Source organism: Aquabacterium sp. (assembly GCF_035476535.1).
In the GTDB taxonomy this organism is placed as follows: Bacteria; Pseudomonadota; Gammaproteobacteria; order Burkholderiales; family Burkholderiaceae_C; genus Pseudaquabacterium.
Map to the genome: position 1 here is coordinate 1 of NZ_DATILJ010000149.1, position 17,102 is coordinate 17,102.

Genomic DNA, 17,102 nt, shown 5'->3' on the forward strand with positions numbered 1-17,102 from the left:
TGGCCGGCGGCAGCGATGGCATGGACTTCATCCGCACGCTGCTGCGCGATGCCCCGGCCGCGATGACCGAACAGGCCATGCTGGTGCTCGAGATCGGCCACGAGCGCGAACATTTCGAACGGGCTTTCCCGACCCTGTCACCGGCCTGGTTGCCCACCAGCGCCGGCGACGATCACGTGCTGCTGCTGCCCCGTGAGGCGCTCGGCCGCTGAAGACTCACTGCATTCCTAGGAAGCCATGATCCTGTTGAAGAGCCTGACGCTGCGCCGCGGCGTCAAGGTCGTGCTGCAAAACGCCAGCGTCACGCTGAACCCGGGCGAAAAGGTCGGCCTGGTCGGGCGCAACGGCGCCGGCAAGTCCTCGCTGTTCTCGCTGCTCGCCAAGCGCCTGCAGGCCGATGCCGGCGATGTGGAAATGCCGCCGCGCTGGCGCATCGGCGAGGTCGTGCAGTCGATGCCGGAGACCGACGAAGCGGCGACCGAGTTCGTGCTCGATGGCGACCTGCCCTTGGCCGAAGCCAAGGCGGTGCTGGCCGCAGCCGAGGCCAGCGAAGACGGCCACGCGATTGCCGACGCCCACATGCACCTGGAGCAAGCGGGCGCCTTCGATGCCCGTTCACGCGCGCAATCGCTGCTGCTGGGCCTGGGCTTTCGCAGCGAGCAGCTCGATGCGCCGGTGAACAGCTTTTCCGGTGGCTGGCGCATGCGTCTGCAGCTGGCCCGCGCGCTGATGTGCCCGGCCGACCTGATGCTGCTGGACGAGCCGACCAACCACTTGGACCTGGACGCGCTGGTCTGGCTGGAAGGCTGGTTGAAACGCTACAACGGCCTGCTGATCATCATCAGCCATGACCGCGAGTTCCTCGACGCGATCACCAACGTCACGCTGCACCTGGAAGACGCCGGCCTGATCCGCTACGGCGGCAACTACACCACCTTCGAGGAAATGCGCGCCGAGCGGATGAGCCAGCAACAGGCCTCGTTCTCGCGCCAGCAGGACCGGATCGCCCAGCTGCAGCGCTTCATCGACCGCTTCAAGGCCAAGGCCAGCAAGGCCAAGCAGGCGCAGAGCCGCGTGAAGGCGCTGGCACGCATGGAAAAGCTGGCGCCTGTGCTGACCGCCAGCGACTTCGACTTCCAGTTCCGCGAACCGCAGAGCCTGCCGAACCCGATGCTGGCGATGCGCGATCTGGTCTGCGGATACGGGGAGACCGTCATCGTGCGCAACATCGACCGCACCGTGCTGGCCGGCCAGCGCATCGGCATCCTCGGCGCCAACGGCCAGGGCAAGTCGACCTTGGTGAAGACCATCGCGCATGCACTGCAGCCGCTGGGCGGCACGCTGACCGAAGGCAAGGGCCTGGCCATTGGCTACTTCGCGCAGCAGGAGCTGGACCTGCTCAGCGAAGACGACACGCCGCTGCAGCGCATGGTGCGGCTGGCGCGCGAAGTCGGCACGCCTAACGCCCAGGAGGCACGTGAACAATCGTTGCGCGACTTCCTCGGCCAGTTCCGCTTCACCGGCGACATGGTGCACCAGAAGGTCGGCACGCTGTCGGGCGGCGAACGTGCGCGGCTGGTGATGGCCACGCTGGTCTGGCAGCGCCCCAACCTGCTGCTGTTGGACGAGCCGACCAACCACCTGGACCTGAACACCCGCGAGGCGCTGTCGATCGCGCTGAACGAGTTCGAGGGCACGGTGATGCTGGTCAGCCACGACCGCGCGCTGCTGCGCGAGGTCTGCGACGAGTTCTGGCTGGTCACCTCCGGCGGCGTGAAGCCCTTCGATGGCGACCTGGACGACTACCAGCGCTGGCTGCTGGAAGTGTCGCGCGCCGCGGCGCGTGGCCTGCCACCGCCCGCCCTGCCCGGCCAGGTGCTGGCCAGCGAAAGCCCCGCCGTCAGCCCGGCACCGGCACCAGCCGGCACGGGCCGTGTCGCCGCGCGTTCGCCGGCCCCTGCGCCAGCGCCCGCCGGCAAGCCCCGCGACGATCGCAAGCAGGCCGCGCAAGCCCGCACGCAAGTGGCCATCAAAACCCGGCCGATGCGCCAGGAGATCCAGCAGATCGACGGCCGGCTGGCCAAGCTGGCGGCCGAGCGCACGAGCATCGAAGCGACGCTGGCCACCGGCGCGCTGCCCGGTGCCGAGATCGCCGAAGCCGGCCGGCGGCTGAACCACATTGCAGCCGAGACCGCGATGCTCGAAGAGCGCTGGCTGGAACTGCAGACCGAGATCGAGGCGATCAACGCAGCCGATTGAGCTGCATCACCCAGTTCGTCTCCCACTCGTCCTCGGCCGCGTCCTTCAGACGGAATGACTGCTCCCACTGCGCCCGGTCCTTGTCCAGACGGGTCCAGACGAAACGCACGTCGACCTCGCGGCCGCCGTCTTCATCGATGCCGTAGAACTCGCCACGGTCACCCTCGAAGCCGCCGTGTACCGGTGGCGTCATCAGCCCGTCGCGGCTGTTGACCCAGTAGATAGCCCAGCGGCGCCGCGCCGGATCGAACAGCCGCAAGGTCAGGCCCGAGAAACCAAGTGTCGGGAAGTCGATCTGGTCGATGTTGGCGGCGCCGCCGAAGCGGGGTTCGCAGCCCATCGAGGCTGGGAAGTCGGTCCAGTCGTTGGCGCCGATCAGCCGCGTCATCAGGCGGCGGTTGTGCACCGTCCAGCGGCCGCTGAGGAAATCGAAGTCGTGCACGTCGCCCATGCGATCCGGCAGGGTGTGGTTCATCGTGAACTCCTGAACAAGGGGTGAAGGGGACAGCGCCAAGTCAGCGCCAGGCCGAATGCGGTGTCGCGCGCAAGCTCAGCGTTTGCGGGAGATCGCGCAGCCAGCGGTCCAGCAGTGCGCCGGTGTCGACCAGCGGCGGCACCACGCCGTCGTCGACGGACATCAGCCACGCCAGCATCGGCTCGCCTTCGCGCACCGGCAGGCGCGGGAAGGTGTTGGCCGCCGGCTCGGTCTCCAGCACGGCCAACAGCCGCACGCCGGGCTGCTGCAGGCGCGGCAGCAGCTGTTCGGCGACGCAGCGCCGCAAGGCGTCGTCGGCCAAGGTGCGCAGCGGGCAGAGCGTGGCGAACACCGCGCTGCCACCCGGCGCCACCGCTGCGGGCTGCGGCAGCCCCACGCAGGGCCGCAGCAACAGCACGTTGTCCGAATCGATCATCGTCGCATTGGCCTCGTTGCGATGCGCCTGCCACACCGGGCCGCCGTAAAAATCGGCCAACGCCTGGGCGCGCGCCGGCATGTCGGCAAAACCGCGCAACCAGACAAAGCGGTCGGCGTCGGCCAGGTCATGGAACTGGCCGAGCAGCTGCATGCCGCAGGCCTGCTGCGGCGCGATGAACTCCCTTTCGAACAAGTTGATCAGCGCATCGCGCTGGCCGGGATGCAAGGCGTACTGGCGCAGCTCAATCACCGCCGGCAAGGCTGTGGAGGGGGACATGGTCATGGCTCCTTGAATCAACGAGCCGCCATGCTGCTGCCGATAAGCTGCCACGGTATGTCAGCCTTTGCGGCGACACTGTGAAGCATGCGTGCCAGCCGCCTGTTGTCGATGCTGATGCTGCTGCAGACCCGCGGCCGGCTGAGCGCGCCGGCCCTGGCCCGTGCGCTGGAAGTCTCGGTGCGCACGGTGTACCGGGACATCGACCAGCTCAGCGCCGCCGGCGTGCCGGTGTGGGGCGAACAGGGGCGCAGCGGCGGCTTCCAGCTGCGCGAAGGCTGGCGCACGCAACTCACCGGCCTGACGGTGCCCGAGGCCCGCGCGATCTTCCTCGCCGGCCTGCCCGGCCCGGCCGCCGAACTGGGCCTGGGCGAAGCCATGGCCACCGCGCAGCTGAAGCTTCTGGCCGCGCTGCCGGCCGATTGGCATGCCGATGCGCAGCAGGTGGCGTCGCGCTTTCACCTCGATGCGATCGACTGGTTCCGCAGCGCCGCGCCGCCGCCGCAGTTGAAGGCTGTCGCCGAAGCGGTCTGGCTGACGCAGCGGCTGGCCTTGCGCTACGAAAGCTGGCAGGGGGTCAGCGATCGGGTGGTCGAGCCGCTGGGGCTGGTTCTGAAGGCGGGCACCTGGTACATGGCCGCGATGAAGACTGGTAACAAGGCCGGCAACGCAGCGGGCGAGAAGACAAGTGAAGCGCGCGTCTACCGGCTCGCGGCAATCCAGGCGCTGGAACTGCTGCCCGAGACCTTCCAGCGGCCAGCCAACTTCGACCTGGCCGCCTGGTGGGCGCAGGCCGCCCAGCGTTTCGAGGCCGGTGTCTACCGCGACGAGGCGCGGCTGCGCGTGACCGAACTCGGCCTGCAGCGCCTGATGGCCTTCAACCCGCGCGTCGCCGAGGCCGCGCTGAACAGCGCCGAGCCGCTGGACGAACCCGGCTGGGTGGCGGTGACCGTGCCGATCGAATCGATCGCCCATGCGGCGCGCGAAATGCTGCGCCTGGGTGCCGAAGGCCAGGTGCTGGCGCCGCCCGCGCTGCGCGAGCAATTGGCGGCCACTGCCCGCGCGATGGCTTCGCTGTACGGTCCGCCAGCACCACCAGCGGCTGCGTGAACACTTTGAAAAACCATTTAGATTGTGTGCAATTCAATTGCTCGCTACATTAACGGCCATGGTCACGCGAAACACCACCACCCCATTGCCCGGCCCGGCCGAGCAATGGCTGGCGCTCGATCACCAGCTGTGCTTCGCGCTGTACGCCGCGTCGCTGGCGATGACCAAGACCTACAAGCCGCTGCTTGAACCGCTGGGGCTGACCTACCCGCAGTACCTGGTGATGCTGGTGCTGTGGGAAGGCGACGGCATCAGCGTCTCGCAGCTCGGCGAACGCCTGACGCTGGATTCCGGCACCTTGACGCCGCTGCTCAAGCGCCTGCAGGCCCTGGGCCTGGTGCAGCGCCTGCGCGATGCCACCGATGAACGCCGCGTCTTGCTGCAACTCACCACCGCCGGCCGCCGCCTCAAGGCCAAGGCTGTCGCGGTGCCGCAAACCATTGCCTGCGCCACGGCCTGCGACCTGGCCCAGGTCGGCGCGCTGGCCAGGCAACTGCACACCTTGCGCGCCTCGCTCTCCGATTTCTCTGCGCGGGCCGCCTGACGGCACCGCGCTTCTTCCACCCGACCCACCCGTTCCCCAACCCGAAAGGTAGAACACCATGGCCCTCGACAAAGTCCTCTACACCGCCACCGCCACCGCCACCGGCGGCCGCACCGGCACCGCCGCTGCCTCCGACGGCAAGCTCAGCGTCAACCTGTCGACGCCGCGTGAACTGGGCGGCGCCGGCGGCGACGGCACCAACCCCGAGCAGCTGTTCGCGGCCGGCTATTCGGCCTGCTTCATCGGCGCGATGAAGGCCGTGGGCGCCGGCCAGAAGATCAAGGTCCCGGACGATGTGTCGATCACCTCGGAAGTCGGCATCGGCCCGATCCCCGGCGGCTTCGGCATCCAGGTCGCGATGCGCATCACGCTGCCCGGCTTCGAGCGCGCAGCCGCCGAAGCGCTGGTCGCCGCCGCGCACAAGGTCTGCCCGTACTCAAACGCCACGCGCGGCAACATCGACGTGACGCTCACGGTGGTCTGATACCCCCAAGCGCTCTAGCCACCGCCGGCGAGCAGGCTCAGCATCAGCTCGATGCGGGCCTGCCACGGCGACAGCGTTGCCGCAGCGGGCAGCATCGCGTCGCTGACACCGACCAGCGCGCCGCCTGCACAGCGCGTGCAGCGCAGCACCGGCACACCCGCCGTCGCGGCGCGCCGCAGTGCCGGCTCCAGCGCGTTGTGCAAACTGCCATTGCCGGTGGCCGCGACCACCAGGCCGTGTGCACCGCCCGCCACCAGCGCATCGACCATCGCCCCACCAGCGCCGGCATGGCTGCTAACGATCTCGACCCGCGGCCACGACGCCGGCTCGAAGGCGATGCGCGCCAGCCCCAGCGGCGTGCCCACCGGCCAGGTGCGGTGGCGCCGCAGGCGGCCCTCTTCGACCCGCGCGATCGGCCCGGCATCGCCTGACGAGAACGCGTCCAGCCGGTAGCTGTGCACCTTGCGCACGTCCTGCGCCGCATGCACCTGGCCGGCAAAGACCACCACCACGCCGCAGGCCCCGGCCTCGCGCGCCACCGTCACGGCGTCCAGCAGGTTCTGCGGCCCGTCGGTCTGCAGCGCGGTGGCCGGGCGCATCGCGCCGGTCAGCACCAGCGGCTTGGCCGGCGCCAGCACGCGCTGCAGGAACCACGCGGTCTCCTCCATCGTGTCGGTGCCATGGGTCACCACCACGCCGCAGACCTCCGCCCGCGCCAGGTGGAACGCCGCGCGCTGCGCCAGCTGCTGCCAGGTGGCGTGGTCCATGTCCTTGCTGTCGAGCTGGGCCACTTGCTCGGCCTCGATGGCCTGCCCCCGCAGCGCCGGCACGGCGGCCAGCAGATCGGCCACGCTGCGCTGCGCAGCCGTGTAGCCGACGTTGTCCGCCGGATTGCTGGCGGTACCCGCAATCGTGCCGCCGGTGCCCAGGATCACAACAGTGCTTGGCATTTAGCCCTCATCTGGATAAAAATACAGATACTGGATGCAAACGCAGGTTCGACCTTGCGCCGCACCGGATCGACAGCCCCCGGAGGGACACGCTCATGGAAGAAAGCCCGAAGCTCACCGCCCGCCAGCAGCAGATTCTGGATCTGGTGCAAAGCGCGATCGAACGCAGCGGCGCGCCGCCCACCCGCGCCGAGATTGCCGCCGAGCTGGGCTTCCGCTCCGCCAACGCGGCCGAAGAGCATCTGCAGGCCTTGGCCCGCAAGGGAGTGATCGAACTGGTGGGTGGCACGTCACGGGGCATTCGTCTGCGCTCGGATACCTTGCGTGCCCTCAACGAGGCCCGCGGCAAACAATTCTCGCTGCCGCTGCCGAGCCTGGCCCAGCTGAGCTTGCCGCTGGTCGGCCGCGTGGCCGCCGGCAGCCCGATCCTGGCGCAGGAGCACATCGACCAGACCTACCTGATGGAAGCCAGCATGTTCCCGCGCCGGCCCGATTACCTGCTGAAGGTGCGCGGCATGAGCATGCGCGACGCCGGCATCCTCGATGGCGACCTGCTGGCGGTGCAGAAAACCCGCGAGGCCAAGAACGGCCAGATCGTCGTTGCGCGGCTGGGCGACGATGTCACCGTCAAACGCCTGCGCCGCACGCGCAACAGCATCGAACTGATTCCCGAGAACCCGGACTACCAGACCATCGTGGTGCCCTTTGGCGATGTCGACTTTGAACTCGAAGGCATCGCGGTCGGGCTGATCCGCAACACCATGCAGATGTAGCGCCCGCACGATGAAGACCGCCGTCAAGTCACCCAAGGCCGCATCGGCGGCCGATTGTGAACAGCTGGAACAGTTGCCCAACATCGGCCCGGCGATGGCCGCCGACCTGCGCGCACTGGGCATCCAGCACCCCCGCGAGCTGGCGCACCGCGACGCCTTCGTGTTGTACCAGGCCTTGTGCGCGCACAGCGGCAAGCGCCAAGACCCCTGCGTGCTGGACACCTTCATGGCCGCCACCGACTTCATGCGTGGCGCCGCACCCGCGCCGTGGTGGGCCTACACCGCGCAGCGCAAAGTCCTCTACGGTCAGGTGTGAGCCGGCAGGCGCCATGCAGCAGCTTTGTTGAGCACGACCGTCTGAGTCACTTCGCCGCCGGCGTCACGATCAGCACCGCATCCGGTGCGCCCTGCGGCCACACCGGCACGTACTCCACCGCCGCCCAGCGCGGCAGGAAGTTGCGGTACAGCGGCGACCACGGAATGCCGCTCTGCCCGCTGCTGTGCATGAAGCCCGAGTTCCGGCTGTCGCCCAGGTCGTACACCGCGCGCAGGCTGGGCCCGTGTTCATCGAGGTAGAACTCGCCGGTGCGGCTGTCGGCCTTGAGGTTCACCCGTGACACGTTGATCGTGTAGGTGTCGCCGCCCACCGGCGCGCGCAGCTCGAAGAAGCGCGCCAAGGCCTTGACGTTGGAGAACGGCCGGTGCTCGGCACGCGCCTGGTGCGCCCGGCCCCAGCGCCAGGCGGCCGGGTCGGGGCCTTGCAGCGCCTGCAGCTCATCGAGCGCGGCGGTGAAGGCCGCGTCCACCTGCTGCGCGCAGGTTTCCGCGGCCGGCGTGCGGCGGTCGTCGCACCAGGCGGCATCGTCGCGGGCCAGCACGCCTTCGATCGCATCGAAGAAGCTGCGACCACCGATCGCCCGATCGTTCAGCGCCGCCAGGTCGTCGCCGAGGATGACCTGGCTCATCTGCCGCTGCCAGGCCCAGTAGATCAGCGGCGCGGCAGCGTTGTCGGCCATGCGGCCCTCGAAGCCTGCCAGCTGTTTCTGCGCGGCGGCGGCCAAGGCATGCGTCGAACGTGCCTTGCGCAGCCACTTCAGGCCGCCCGGCACCGCCAGCGAGGTCACGTCGGCCTGCATCGCCCGCAGGTCGGTGGGGCTGTGCTTGGGCTTGGCATCCAGCAGCTGTTCGATGCGTTGCTGGCGGTACGGCAGGGCCCAGGTGCTGCTGATGAAGTGTGGATAGTCCGCGGGCACGATGCGCTGGTTCGCGCTGGCCAGGTAACCCTTGTCCGGATCGATCCATTTCGGCAAGGCCTCCCAAGGCAGCCAGCCGGTCCAGTCGTAGCGGGCCTCCCAGCCGGGGGCCGGCGCCAGGCCGTGCAGGTCGTTGTCCGGCGCACGCAAGGGCACACGGCCTGGCGCCACCAGGCCGATGTGGCCCTGGTCGTCGGCCACCACCATGTTCTGCATCGGCGCGATCCAGCCGCGGCTGGCCTCGATGAACTCGGCCACCGTCTTGGCGCGGCTCATGCGGAAACCCGCGGCAATCTGGTCGGTCTCGGCATCCAGCGCGGTCCAGCGCATCGCCAGCACATAACCCGGCTTGCCCTTGGCGCCCAGCACATCGTCGGCCAGGCCGGCATCGGAGATCACCGGGCCATGGCGCGACTGGCGCACCGTGATCGTGACATCGGGCTGGCCGCGCACGCGGATGGTCTCCTGCCGCGTCTCGAAGCGCGACCAGCCCTCGGGCGTCTGGTACATCGCCGCGTCATCGGGTTTGATGCGTTCCAGGTACAGGTCCTGCACATCCGGGCCGGTGTTCGTGAAACCCCAGGCCAGGTGTTCGTTCTGCCCCAGCACGACGCCAGGCACGCCGGGCAAGGTGGCGCCGGCGGCCTTGAAGCCCGGGGCTTCAAGCCGCGCGAAGTACCACAGCGCCGGGGCTGAGAGCTTCAGGTGCGGGTCGTTCGCGAGCAAGGGCTTGCCGGTGCTGCTGCGGGAGCCGGCCAGCACCCAGTTGTTCGAGCCCACGCCTTCGATGCCGGATTCCGGCGCCGCCGCCAGCAGGCGGTTCAGCGCGGTGTCACTGGTGGCGACATGGGCATCGAGCTTCAGGCCGCGGTAGAGCGCGGCGTAGTCCTGCGCCGGCAGCGGCATTTCACCGGGGTACGGCGGCAGCAGCTGGTCGATTTGCGACTTGTCCATCTTCAGGGCCAGGCGCAAGCGCAGCAACTCGGTGCCCCAGTTGCCGCCCAGGTCCCAGGCCATCATGATCGACCAGGCCAGGCTGTCCACCGGCGTCCACTGCTGGGGCTGCAAGCCGAGGATCACGAACTCCGGCGGCCGCGCCTTCAGGCCCTGCTGGAGCACGGCGTTGATGCCGTCGGAGTAGGCCTGCAGCGCCTCACGCGCTTCACCTGTCGTCTGCGCCCATTGCGCCTCGGCGGCGCGGCGCACGCCCAGCGTGCGCAGGAACTTGTCGCTGTCCAGCGCGGCCGGGCCGAAGGCCTCGGCGATCTGCCCGGCGCCGATGCGGCGGTGCGTCTCCAGTTGCCACAGGCGGTCCTGGGCATGGGCCACGCCCAGGCCGAACATCAGGTCGTGCTGGTTGCCGGCCTGGATGGTCGGGATGCCGTTGTCGTCACGCTCGATGCGCAATTCGGCTTGCAGCCCCGGCAGCGCCAGCGTGCCGTCGATTTGCGGCAGCACCCGCCGGCTGTAGATCCAGGCTGCCACCAGGGCCACCACGCCCAGCAGCGCCAGCAGCTGCAACACCCGTTTGATCCACCGCATGTTCGTCTCCTCGCTCCGTGGCCGCGCAGCGTAGCAGGGCTGCTGAAGCCTGAACTGGCGGCAAAACCCGGGCTTGATCAAGCCATCGGACGCATCGCTGTAACAAACAATTGGCTACAGCCGTGAAGCCTGGCTGTCGATATGAGACCCATGAGCACGCTGCACCAACTTCTGCCGCATTGGATGTCTTCCCGCCGGGCGCTGCACCGCGACAGCGGCGTGCCCAGCAGCCTGATGACGCGCGTGGAAGTGTGCCCGCCGGCGCTGTGGCCCTCGTCGCTGAGCTTCTGGGGCCGCGCCAGGCGCTGGCTGGACCGCTCGCCATGGACGCCGGCCGCTCAGCGCCCGGTGAACCGCCTGGCACTGGTGAAGAACGAATTCCGCTTCAGCCTGGACGAACTGCGCTCGCCCGAGGCCTCGCAGCTGGGAGAACGCATCGAGCGCGCCCGCTCGCTGCGTGAGCTGTGGCATCTGCGCTCGGTGCTGTATGGCCTGCTGGCGGTCGAGTTCAACCAGGTCGAAGCCGAACGCCGCATGGCGCAGCTGAACCGTCATTTCCCGATGCGCGCACCGCGCATCAGCCGCTTCCCGCTGGACGCCTGAGCCGTCCACCATGCTCGCACCGCCGCCCCGCCACTTTCTCAGCGCGCCGCAGCGCGGTGCGCCGCCTTCGATGCAGCCTGCGTCGCAGGATGACTGGCTGAGCGATGCCGGCATGCCGCAGGAGCGCCTGGCGCGCATCGCCGCACGGCGCAGCTTCGTCGAGATCAAGCAGCGCTTCATCGACGCGGTGGCCGATGTCGCAGGCCCGCGCGGTCACTGGCTGCGCCACCAGGTGCGCCAGACGCAGGAGCCTGTCGACCTGTGGCTGCTGCGCGGCGCCGTCTTCGCCGCCTTGCGTGGCCAGGACGAGAACACCTACCACCTGCGGCTGGACCTGCACCGCGCGCTGGACAGCGTGTTCCCCGACAGCGGCGAGCTCACGCCCTTCATGCCACTGACGTGACATGAAAGCCCGGCCGCCAGGCGGCCGGGGCAGCCATGTCACGCGACGTTGAGGAAGTCGCGCTTGCCGATGTCCACGCCGTTGTGGCGCAGCAGTGCATAGGTCATCGTCACGTGGAACATGAAGTTGGGCAGCGCCCAGTGCTTCAGGAAGAACTCGCCGTTGAAGCTCAGCGGGTCGCGGTTGCGCATCGGCAGCACGATCTCGCGGCCTTCGCTGCCGTCGATCGCATCGGCCGGCACTGAATTCACGTAGTCGATGGTCTTGCGCACACGTTGGCGCAATTCTTCGAAACTGGTTTCGTTGTCCTCGAACTTCGGCGGCTCGACGCCGGCCAGCCGCGCCACGCAGCCCTTGGCCGCGTCACTCGCGATGCGGATCTGTGCGATGAAGGGCAGCATGTCCGGCGCCAGCCGCGCCTGCAGCAACACCGAGGTCTCGAACTTTTTTGCCGTGGCATGGGCCTCGGCCTTGTCCAGCCAGTTCAGGATCGCGCCGAGCTGGCGCACGAACACCGGCACGCTGGCCGAGTGCATCGAGAGGGTCATGTTTGTCTCCAGAGGTTGCGATGGGCAGGGCCGCGATGCTAGCGCCGGGCCTGAGTCCTTGCAGGACGCGGCACAATCGTCCGAAGCTCCCTTCGCCATGAACATCATCATCCTCGACGACTATCAGGATGCCGTGCGCAAGCTGCGCTGCGCCGCGCGCCTGGAATCCTTGAACGCCAAGGTCTTCACCAACACCGTCAAGGGCATCGGCCAGTTGTCGGTGCGGCTGCGGGATGCCGACATCCTGGTGCTGATCCGCGAACGCACGCACTTCCCGCGCGCACTGCTCGAGAAGCTGCCGAAGCTCAAGCTGATCTCGCAGACCGGCCGCATCGGGCCGCACATCGACGTGGCCACCTGCACGCGCATGGGCATCGCGGTGTCCGAAGGCGTGGGCTCGCCGATCGCGCCGGCCGAGCTGACCTGGGCGCTGATCATGTCGGCCATGCGCCGGCTGCCGCAGTACATCGGCACGCTGAAGCACGGCGCGTGGCAGCAATCCGGCCTGAAGTCGGCGTCGATGCCGCCGAACTTCGGCATCGGCATGGTGCTCAAGGGCAAGACGCTGGGCATCTGGGGCTACGGCAAGATCGGCCAGCTGGTGGCCGGTTATGGCCGGGCCTTCGGCATGCAGGTGCTGGTGTGGGGCAGCGAAGCCTCACGCCTGAAAGCCGCGGCCGATGGTTACGAGGCCGCCGGATCACGTGACGCCTTCTTCGAGACCTGCGACGTGGTCTCGCTGCACCTGCGCCTGAACGACGAAACGCGCGGCCTGGTCAAGCTCGACGACCTGTCGCGCATGAAGCCCACCGGGCTGTTCGTCAACACCTCGCGCGCCGAACTGGTCGAAGAGAACGCGTTGGTCTCGGCGCTGAACAAGGGCCGTCCGGGCATGGCCGCGGTGGATGTGTTCGAGACCGAACCCATCCTGCAAGGCCACCCGCTGCTGCGCCTGGAGAACGCCGTGTGCACGCCGCACATCGGCTATGTCGAACAGGACAGCTACGAGATGTACTTCGGCGCAGCCTTCGAGAACGTCATCAACTTCATCCGCAACGAGCCGACGAACCTGGTGAATCCGGACGCTTTGAAGGTTATTCGATGAGAGCTGCCGCGCCGGGACGAGGCCGCCCATGACCGGGGCCGAGCACCGGGGCACGCAGTGGGCGCTGCTGTACGGGAACTTCACGATCGGCTGCGGCGTGATGGTCACCGCCGGTGCGCTGAACGATCTGGTGCGCTCGCTGCAGGTGAGCGTTGCGGTCGGTGGCCAGCTGATCGCGGTGGCCGCGGTGGTGATGGCCGTCGGTGCGCCGTTGATGGCCGCGGTGGTCGCCGGCATCGACAGGCGCCGGCTGCTGACCTGGTCGCTGGTGTGGTTTGGCGCGGGCCACGCGCTGTCGGCCCTGATGCCGAACTACGCGGCGCTGCTGCCGGTGCGCGCGCTGTCGGTGCTGGGCGCTGCGGTGTTCACGCCGCAGGCCGCCGCGGCGATCGGCGTGATGGTGCCGGTCGAAAGACGTGGCCGCGCCATCACCTTCGTCTTCCTCGGCTGGTCGGTGTCGTCGGTGCTGGGCATGCCGCTGCATGCCTACATCGGTGAATCGATCGGCTGGCGCTATGCCTTCGCGCTGGTGGCCTTGCTGTCGCTGGCCGGTGCGCTGTGGGTCTGGCGCGCGATGCCCGATGGGGTGCGGCCGGCCGCGCTGTCGGGCGCACATTGGCGCCAGGTGTTCACGCACCCGGTGCTGATGGCCACGGTGGCGGTCACCGCGCTCAGTGCCGCGGGGCAGTTCACCTTGTTCTCGTACTTCGCGCCCTACTACCACCAGGTGCTGGGCGCCAGCGCCGCCGAGATCAGCCTGATGTTCCTGTGGTTCGGCGCTGTCGGCGTGATCGGCAACGTGCTGCTGTCGCGCTATATCGACCGCATCGGTGCCGACCGTGCGGTCACCGGCCTGCTGGCCTGCATGGCGCTGACGCTGCTGGTCTGGCCGCTGGGCACCAGCCTGCCGCTGATGGTGCTGGTGATCGCGCCCTGGGCGCTGGGCTGCTTCTCGTCGAACTCCGCGCAGCAGGCCCGCCTGAGCCTGGCCGCGCCGGCACTGGCCTCGGCGCTGGTAGCGCTGAACAGCTCGGCGATGTATGTCGGCCAGGCGCTGGGCGCCACCAGCGGCGGCGCGATGGTGGCGCAGGTGGGCTTCGGTCCGCTGCACTGGGTGGGCCTGGTGTGGATGCTGCTGGCGTTGGCCCTGAGCCAATGGGCTGCACGCCGCGTGGCCCGTGACAAGCTGCTGGCGCCGGCCCATGGCTGAGCAGGATGCATCCGGCGTGACATCGCAGCCGCTCGTCGGGCGCCGGCCGCAGTCGCCCGGCGAGTTGTTCCGCGTCTTCAACCGCTTGGCGCTGCAAGGCTTCGGCGGCGTGCTGCCGATCGCCCACCGCGAGCTGGTCGAGCGCGAGCAGTGGCTCAGCGCGCAGCAGTTCGTCGAGCTGCTGGCGCTCGGCCAGGTGCTGCCGGGGCCGAACATCATCAACATGTCCATCATCTTCGGCGACCGCCATTTCGGCTGGCGTGGCGCGCTGGCCGCGACGGCCGGGCTGCTGACCGTGCCGCTGGCCATCGTGCTGCTGCTGGCGCTGCTGTACCAGCAGTTCGCCAGCCAGGCACTGGTGACCTCGGCCCTGCGCGGCATGGGCGTGGTGGCCGCCGGGCTGGTGATTGCCACTGCGGTGAAGCTGCTGGCTACGCTGGAGAAGAACCCGCTGGGCAAACCGCTGTGCTATGCCTTCGGCGCGGCGACGCTGGTGATGGTGGGCCTGCTGCGCTGGCCGATGGTGGGGGTGGTGCTGGGACTGGGCGCAGTGGCGATGGGCCTGGCCTGGCGGCGGCTGGCCAAGGCCGACAAGGCAGCCGCCGACAGCCGCGGAAACGGCCACGGGGACCCCCACGGAGACGGCCGCTCATGATGGCCGATAGCTGGGCACTGCTGGGCCTGCAGTCCTTCGGCTGGCCGCAGCTGCTGCAGCTGTTCGGGCATTTCATGCTGCTGTCGATGCTGGCGGTGGGCGGCGCCATCACCACCGCGCCGGACATGCAGCGCTACCTGGTGCATGAACAGGGCTGGATGAGCGACGCGCAGTTCACCGCCTCGGTGGCCATCGCGCAGGCCGCGCCGGGGCCCAACATCCTGTTCGTCGCACTGGTCGGGCTGAATGTCGCCGGGCTGATGGGCGTGCTGGCCACGATGCTCGGCATCATGCTGCCCTCGTCGCTGGTGGCCTGGAGCGTCGGCCGGCTGCGCCGTCAGCGCAGCCAGTCGATCGTGCTGCGCGCCTTTACCGCCGGGCTGACGCCACTGACGCTGGGGCTGCTGCTGTCCACCGGCTGGGTGCTGATGGCGCCGACGCGCCAGCACTGGGGCACCGGCGTGCTGGTGGCGGTGACGGTGCTGACGATGGTGCGCACCAAGCTCAGCCCGCTGTGGCTGATAGCGCTCGGCGCAGTGGCCGGCATGCAGGGGCTGACCGGGTGAAGGGTTGAGGATGCTGCTGGAAGGCATTCACGACCTGCCGCTGTTCATCGGCGCCGGGCTGCTGCTGAACATCACGCCCGGTGCCGACGTGGCGCTGATTGCCGCGCGCAGCAGCGCGCAGGGCTTCCGCGCCGGCGCCGCCGCGGCGCTGGGCGTGGGCGCCGGCTGCATGCTGCATGCACTGGCCGCGGCGCTCGGCGTGTCGGCGCTGTTGGCCGGCTCGGCCACTGCGTTCACCGTGGTCCGCTGGGTCGGCGCCGCCTACCTGGTGTGGCTGGGCCTCTCGATGCTGCGGGCCCGCGCCCCATCACCCGGCGGCGCTGCGGCTGCGCCGCCGCCGCCGATGCGCTGGGCCCGCGTCTTCGCGCAAGGCTTCCTGACCAACGCGCTGAACCCCAAGGTGGCGCTGTTCTTCCTGGCCTTCGTGCCGCAGTTCATCGATGCACAGGCGCCGAACAAGGCACTGGCCTTCGTGATGCTCGGCCTGATCTTCAACGTCAACGGCACGCTGGTGAACCTGGGTTTTGCCTGGGGCATCTCGGCGCTGCGCGCGCGTCTGCGCGGCGGCAAGGGCCGCATCGGCCCTATCGCCGTTTGGCTGACGCGCGGTGCCGGCGTGCTGTTCGTTGCGCTCGGTCTGCGTCTGGCCCTGGCCGCTGCGCCTGAACGCTAGCAAAACCGGCCTCCGGTTTGAGCGGGCCGGGCTTATCGCTCGCTCATGACGACCAGGATCTGCGCGTCGCTGCGGCTGGTCGACAGGTACTTGTGCCCGACGCCGCTGTCGAAATAGGCCGACTCCTGGCGCTTCAGGTCGACCACCTCACCGGTTTCGAAGCAGATGCGCACGCTGCCCGACAGCACCATCACGAACTCCTGGCCCGGGTGGTGCACGAAGTCCGCAAACTCAGCGGCCTGCCGCGCGACGATGGTGCCGTGCAGTGGCGTCATGCGCTTGCCGGGAAAGCCGGTCACCAGCATGCGGTAGTCGTAGTTGTCAGCGTCGTAGCGCGGCGCATCGGCCAAGGTCGAGCGCACGACGACCGGACCCGGCCCGGCGAGCGCGGCGCCCGCGCGAGGATCGAACAGCCGGCCGATGTCCACCTCCAGTGCACGCGCCACCGCGGCCAGTTTTTCGTAGCTCACCGAGATCTGGCCCAGCTCGATCTTCGACAGCGTGGACAAGGCCACGCCGGAGCGCGCTGACAGCGCCTTCAGCGTCAGCCGGGCAGATTTGCGGATGCCGCGCAGGTGCTCGCCGAGACGCTGGCGATCACGCGGTGGCGGTGGCGGTGGTGCGGATGGCGGTGGCGGCGATGGCGGCGATGCATCCGTTCGGCGCAGGCGCCGGCCGGGTCGGGCTGCAGGCATGGTTTCCCCCAAGGACTGGCATGATTCTCGCATGCGAGAATTCTCGTATGAGAGAATTTGATGTGATCGTCATCGGCGCCGGCATCGCCGGGGCGTCGCTGGCCTACCGCCTGGCCGGGCAACGAAGCGTGCTGCTGCTGGAGCGTGAGGCACAGCCCGGCCTGCACGCCACCGGCCGCTCGGCCGCAATGTTCATGGAAAGCTATGGCCCACCGGCCGTGCGCGCCTTGACGCGGGCCAGCCGTTCGTTCTACCTGCAGCCGCCAGAGGGCTTCACCGACACTGCCTTGCTCGCGCCCCGCGGCGCGCTGTACCTGGCCACGCACGGCCAGCAAGAACTGCTGCGCCAGACCCGCGAAGCGCTGATCTACGCGGGCTCCGACCTGCAGACCCTGGACGCCGATGCCGCGCTGGCCCGCGTCGGCTGCCTGCGGCCGGAACAGGTGCATGGCGCACTGTTCGAGCGCGATGCGCAGGACATCGACGTGCATGCGCTGCACCAGGGCTTTCTGCGCGGCCTGCGCCGCTTGGGTGGCGAA

20 protein-coding genes and 1 pseudogene are annotated in these 17,102 nt (G+C 69.0%); 15 read left to right on the forward strand and 6 right to left on the reverse strand.

Going from position 1 to position 17,102, the window contains the following annotated elements:
- Both VLK61_RS14750 and VLK61_RS14755 read left to right on the forward strand, forming a co-directional pair.
- Window positions 1-212 (forward strand): annotated as a pseudogene (locus tag VLK61_RS14750) (50S ribosomal protein L3 N(5)-glutamine methyltransferase); the annotation flags it as partial.
- Between the two features lie 25 nt (window positions 213-237).
- Complete coding sequence (locus VLK61_RS14755; protein WP_325422370.1) at window positions 238-2,259, forward strand: ABC-F family ATP-binding cassette domain-containing protein; 2,022 nt, start codon at window positions 238-240, stop codon at window positions 2,257-2,259.
- Here the strand turns inward: VLK61_RS14755 and VLK61_RS14760 are convergent.
- Both VLK61_RS14760 and VLK61_RS14765 read right to left on the reverse strand, forming a co-directional pair.
- Window positions 2,243-2,734 (reverse strand): hypothetical protein, encoded by a 492-nt coding sequence (locus VLK61_RS14760; protein ID WP_325422371.1) that lies wholly within the window; start codon window positions 2,732-2,734, stop codon window positions 2,243-2,245. The genes VLK61_RS14755 and VLK61_RS14760 overlap by 17 nt on opposite strands.
- A gap of 40 nt (window positions 2,735-2,774) precedes the next feature.
- Window positions 2,775-3,449 (reverse strand): NIPSNAP family protein, encoded by a 675-nt coding sequence (locus VLK61_RS14765; RefSeq protein ID WP_325422372.1) that lies wholly within the window; start codon window positions 3,447-3,449, stop codon window positions 2,775-2,777.
- A gap of 87 nt (window positions 3,450-3,536) precedes the next feature.
- Here VLK61_RS14765 and VLK61_RS14770 point away from each other — a divergent pair, with 87 nt between their 5' ends.
- Genes VLK61_RS14770 through VLK61_RS14780 form a run of 3 tightly spaced genes read left to right on the forward strand, consistent with a single transcriptional unit; the run spans window position 3,537 to window position 5,587 of the window.
- Window positions 3,537-4,559 (forward strand): helix-turn-helix transcriptional regulator, encoded by a 1,023-nt coding sequence (locus VLK61_RS14770; RefSeq protein WP_325422373.1) that lies wholly within the window; start codon window positions 3,537-3,539, stop codon window positions 4,557-4,559.
- Between the two features lie 58 nt (window positions 4,560-4,617).
- Complete coding sequence (locus VLK61_RS14775; protein ID WP_325422374.1) at window positions 4,618-5,103, forward strand: MarR family winged helix-turn-helix transcriptional regulator; 486 nt, start codon at window positions 4,618-4,620, stop codon at window positions 5,101-5,103.
- Window positions 5,104-5,161: 58 nt separating this feature from the next.
- Window positions 5,162-5,587, forward strand: a complete 426-nt coding sequence (locus tag VLK61_RS14780; protein WP_325422375.1) for an organic hydroperoxide resistance protein — start codon at window positions 5,162-5,164, stop codon at window positions 5,585-5,587.
- Window positions 5,588-5,601: 14 nt separating this feature from the next.
- Here the strand turns inward: VLK61_RS14780 and VLK61_RS14785 are convergent, their stop codons facing one another.
- Complete coding sequence (locus VLK61_RS14785; RefSeq protein WP_325422376.1) at window positions 5,602-6,537, reverse strand: asparaginase; 936 nt, start codon at window positions 6,535-6,537, stop codon at window positions 5,602-5,604.
- 95 nt (window positions 6,538-6,632) lie between these two features.
- On the opposite strand from VLK61_RS14785, the gene lexA reads away from it, so the two are divergent.
- Together lexA and VLK61_RS14795 are read left to right on the forward strand one after the other, a co-directional pair.
- Window positions 6,633-7,310 carry a transcriptional repressor LexA gene (gene lexA / locus VLK61_RS14790; RefSeq protein WP_325422377.1) on the forward strand — a complete coding sequence of 226 codons (678 nt, stop codon included), beginning with the start codon at window positions 6,633-6,635 and terminating at the stop codon, window positions 7,308-7,310.
- 10 nt (window positions 7,311-7,320) lie between these two features.
- A complete protein-coding gene (locus VLK61_RS14795) occupies window positions 7,321-7,626 on the forward strand; it encodes a helix-hairpin-helix domain-containing protein (protein WP_325422378.1) in 306 nt (101 codons plus the stop codon).
- A gap of 46 nt (window positions 7,627-7,672) precedes the next feature.
- Here the strand turns inward: VLK61_RS14795 and VLK61_RS14800 are convergent, their stop codons facing one another.
- Entirely contained in the window at window positions 7,673-10,105 is a 2,433-nt protein-coding gene (locus tag VLK61_RS14800; RefSeq protein WP_325422379.1) for a penicillin acylase family protein, read from the reverse strand.
- A gap of 150 nt (window positions 10,106-10,255) precedes the next feature.
- Between VLK61_RS14800 and VLK61_RS14805 the strand changes: the two genes are divergently transcribed.
- Together VLK61_RS14805 and VLK61_RS14810 are read left to right on the forward strand one after the other, a co-directional pair.
- Entirely contained in the window at window positions 10,256-10,708 is a 453-nt protein-coding gene (locus VLK61_RS14805) for a hypothetical protein (protein WP_325422380.1), read from the forward strand.
- A 10-nt stretch (window positions 10,709-10,718) separates the two neighbouring features.
- Window positions 10,719-11,111 (forward strand): hypothetical protein, encoded by a 393-nt coding sequence (locus VLK61_RS14810; protein ID WP_325422381.1) that lies wholly within the window; start codon window positions 10,719-10,721, stop codon window positions 11,109-11,111.
- 38 nt (window positions 11,112-11,149) lie between these two features.
- Here VLK61_RS14810 and VLK61_RS14815 read toward each other — a convergent pair whose 3' ends face one another.
- On the reverse strand, window positions 11,150-11,659 hold the full coding sequence (locus VLK61_RS14815) for a DUF1993 domain-containing protein (protein WP_325422382.1): 510 nt from the start codon (window positions 11,657-11,659) through the stop codon (window positions 11,150-11,152).
- Window positions 11,660-11,756: 97 nt separating this feature from the next.
- Here VLK61_RS14815 and VLK61_RS14820 point away from each other — a divergent pair, with 97 nt between their 5' ends.
- The 5 genes from VLK61_RS14820 to VLK61_RS14840 are packed head-to-tail and all read left to right on the forward strand — an operon-like array spanning window position 11,757 to window position 15,868.
- Window positions 11,757-12,764: a D-2-hydroxyacid dehydrogenase family protein gene (locus tag VLK61_RS14820; RefSeq protein ID WP_325422383.1), complete on the forward strand. Its 1,008-nt coding sequence runs from the start codon at window positions 11,757-11,759 to the stop codon at window positions 12,762-12,764.
- A 28-nt stretch (window positions 12,765-12,792) separates the two neighbouring features.
- Window positions 12,793-13,974 (forward strand): MFS transporter, encoded by a 1,182-nt coding sequence (locus VLK61_RS14825; RefSeq protein WP_325422384.1) that lies wholly within the window; start codon window positions 12,793-12,795, stop codon window positions 13,972-13,974.
- Window positions 13,975-13,990: 16 nt separating this feature from the next.
- Window positions 13,991-14,629: a chromate transporter gene (locus VLK61_RS14830; protein WP_325422385.1), complete on the forward strand. Its 639-nt coding sequence runs from the start codon at window positions 13,991-13,993 to the stop codon at window positions 14,627-14,629.
- Complete coding sequence (locus tag VLK61_RS14835; RefSeq protein ID WP_325422386.1) at window positions 14,629-15,195, forward strand: chromate transporter; 567 nt, start codon at window positions 14,629-14,631, stop codon at window positions 15,193-15,195. Before VLK61_RS14830 ends, VLK61_RS14835 begins: the two co-directional genes overlap by 1 nt.
- A 16-nt stretch (window positions 15,196-15,211) precedes the next feature.
- Entirely contained in the window at window positions 15,212-15,868 is a 657-nt protein-coding gene (locus VLK61_RS14840; RefSeq protein WP_414636813.1) for a LysE family translocator, read from the forward strand.
- Window positions 15,869-15,900: 32 nt separating this feature from the next.
- On the opposite strand, the gene VLK61_RS14845 is transcribed toward VLK61_RS14840, so the two are convergent.
- The gene (locus VLK61_RS14845) at window positions 15,901-16,563 is read right to left on the reverse strand and encodes a helix-turn-helix domain-containing protein (protein ID WP_325422388.1); all 663 of its coding nucleotides are present in this window, start codon (window positions 16,561-16,563) and stop codon (window positions 15,901-15,903) included.
- A gap of 47 nt (window positions 16,564-16,610) precedes the next feature.
- On the opposite strand from VLK61_RS14845, the gene VLK61_RS14850 reads away from it, so the two are divergent.
- Window positions 16,611-17,102, forward strand: a 492-nt coding sequence (locus tag VLK61_RS14850; RefSeq protein WP_325422389.1) for an NAD(P)/FAD-dependent oxidoreductase, incomplete at its 3' end; no start/stop codon positions are given.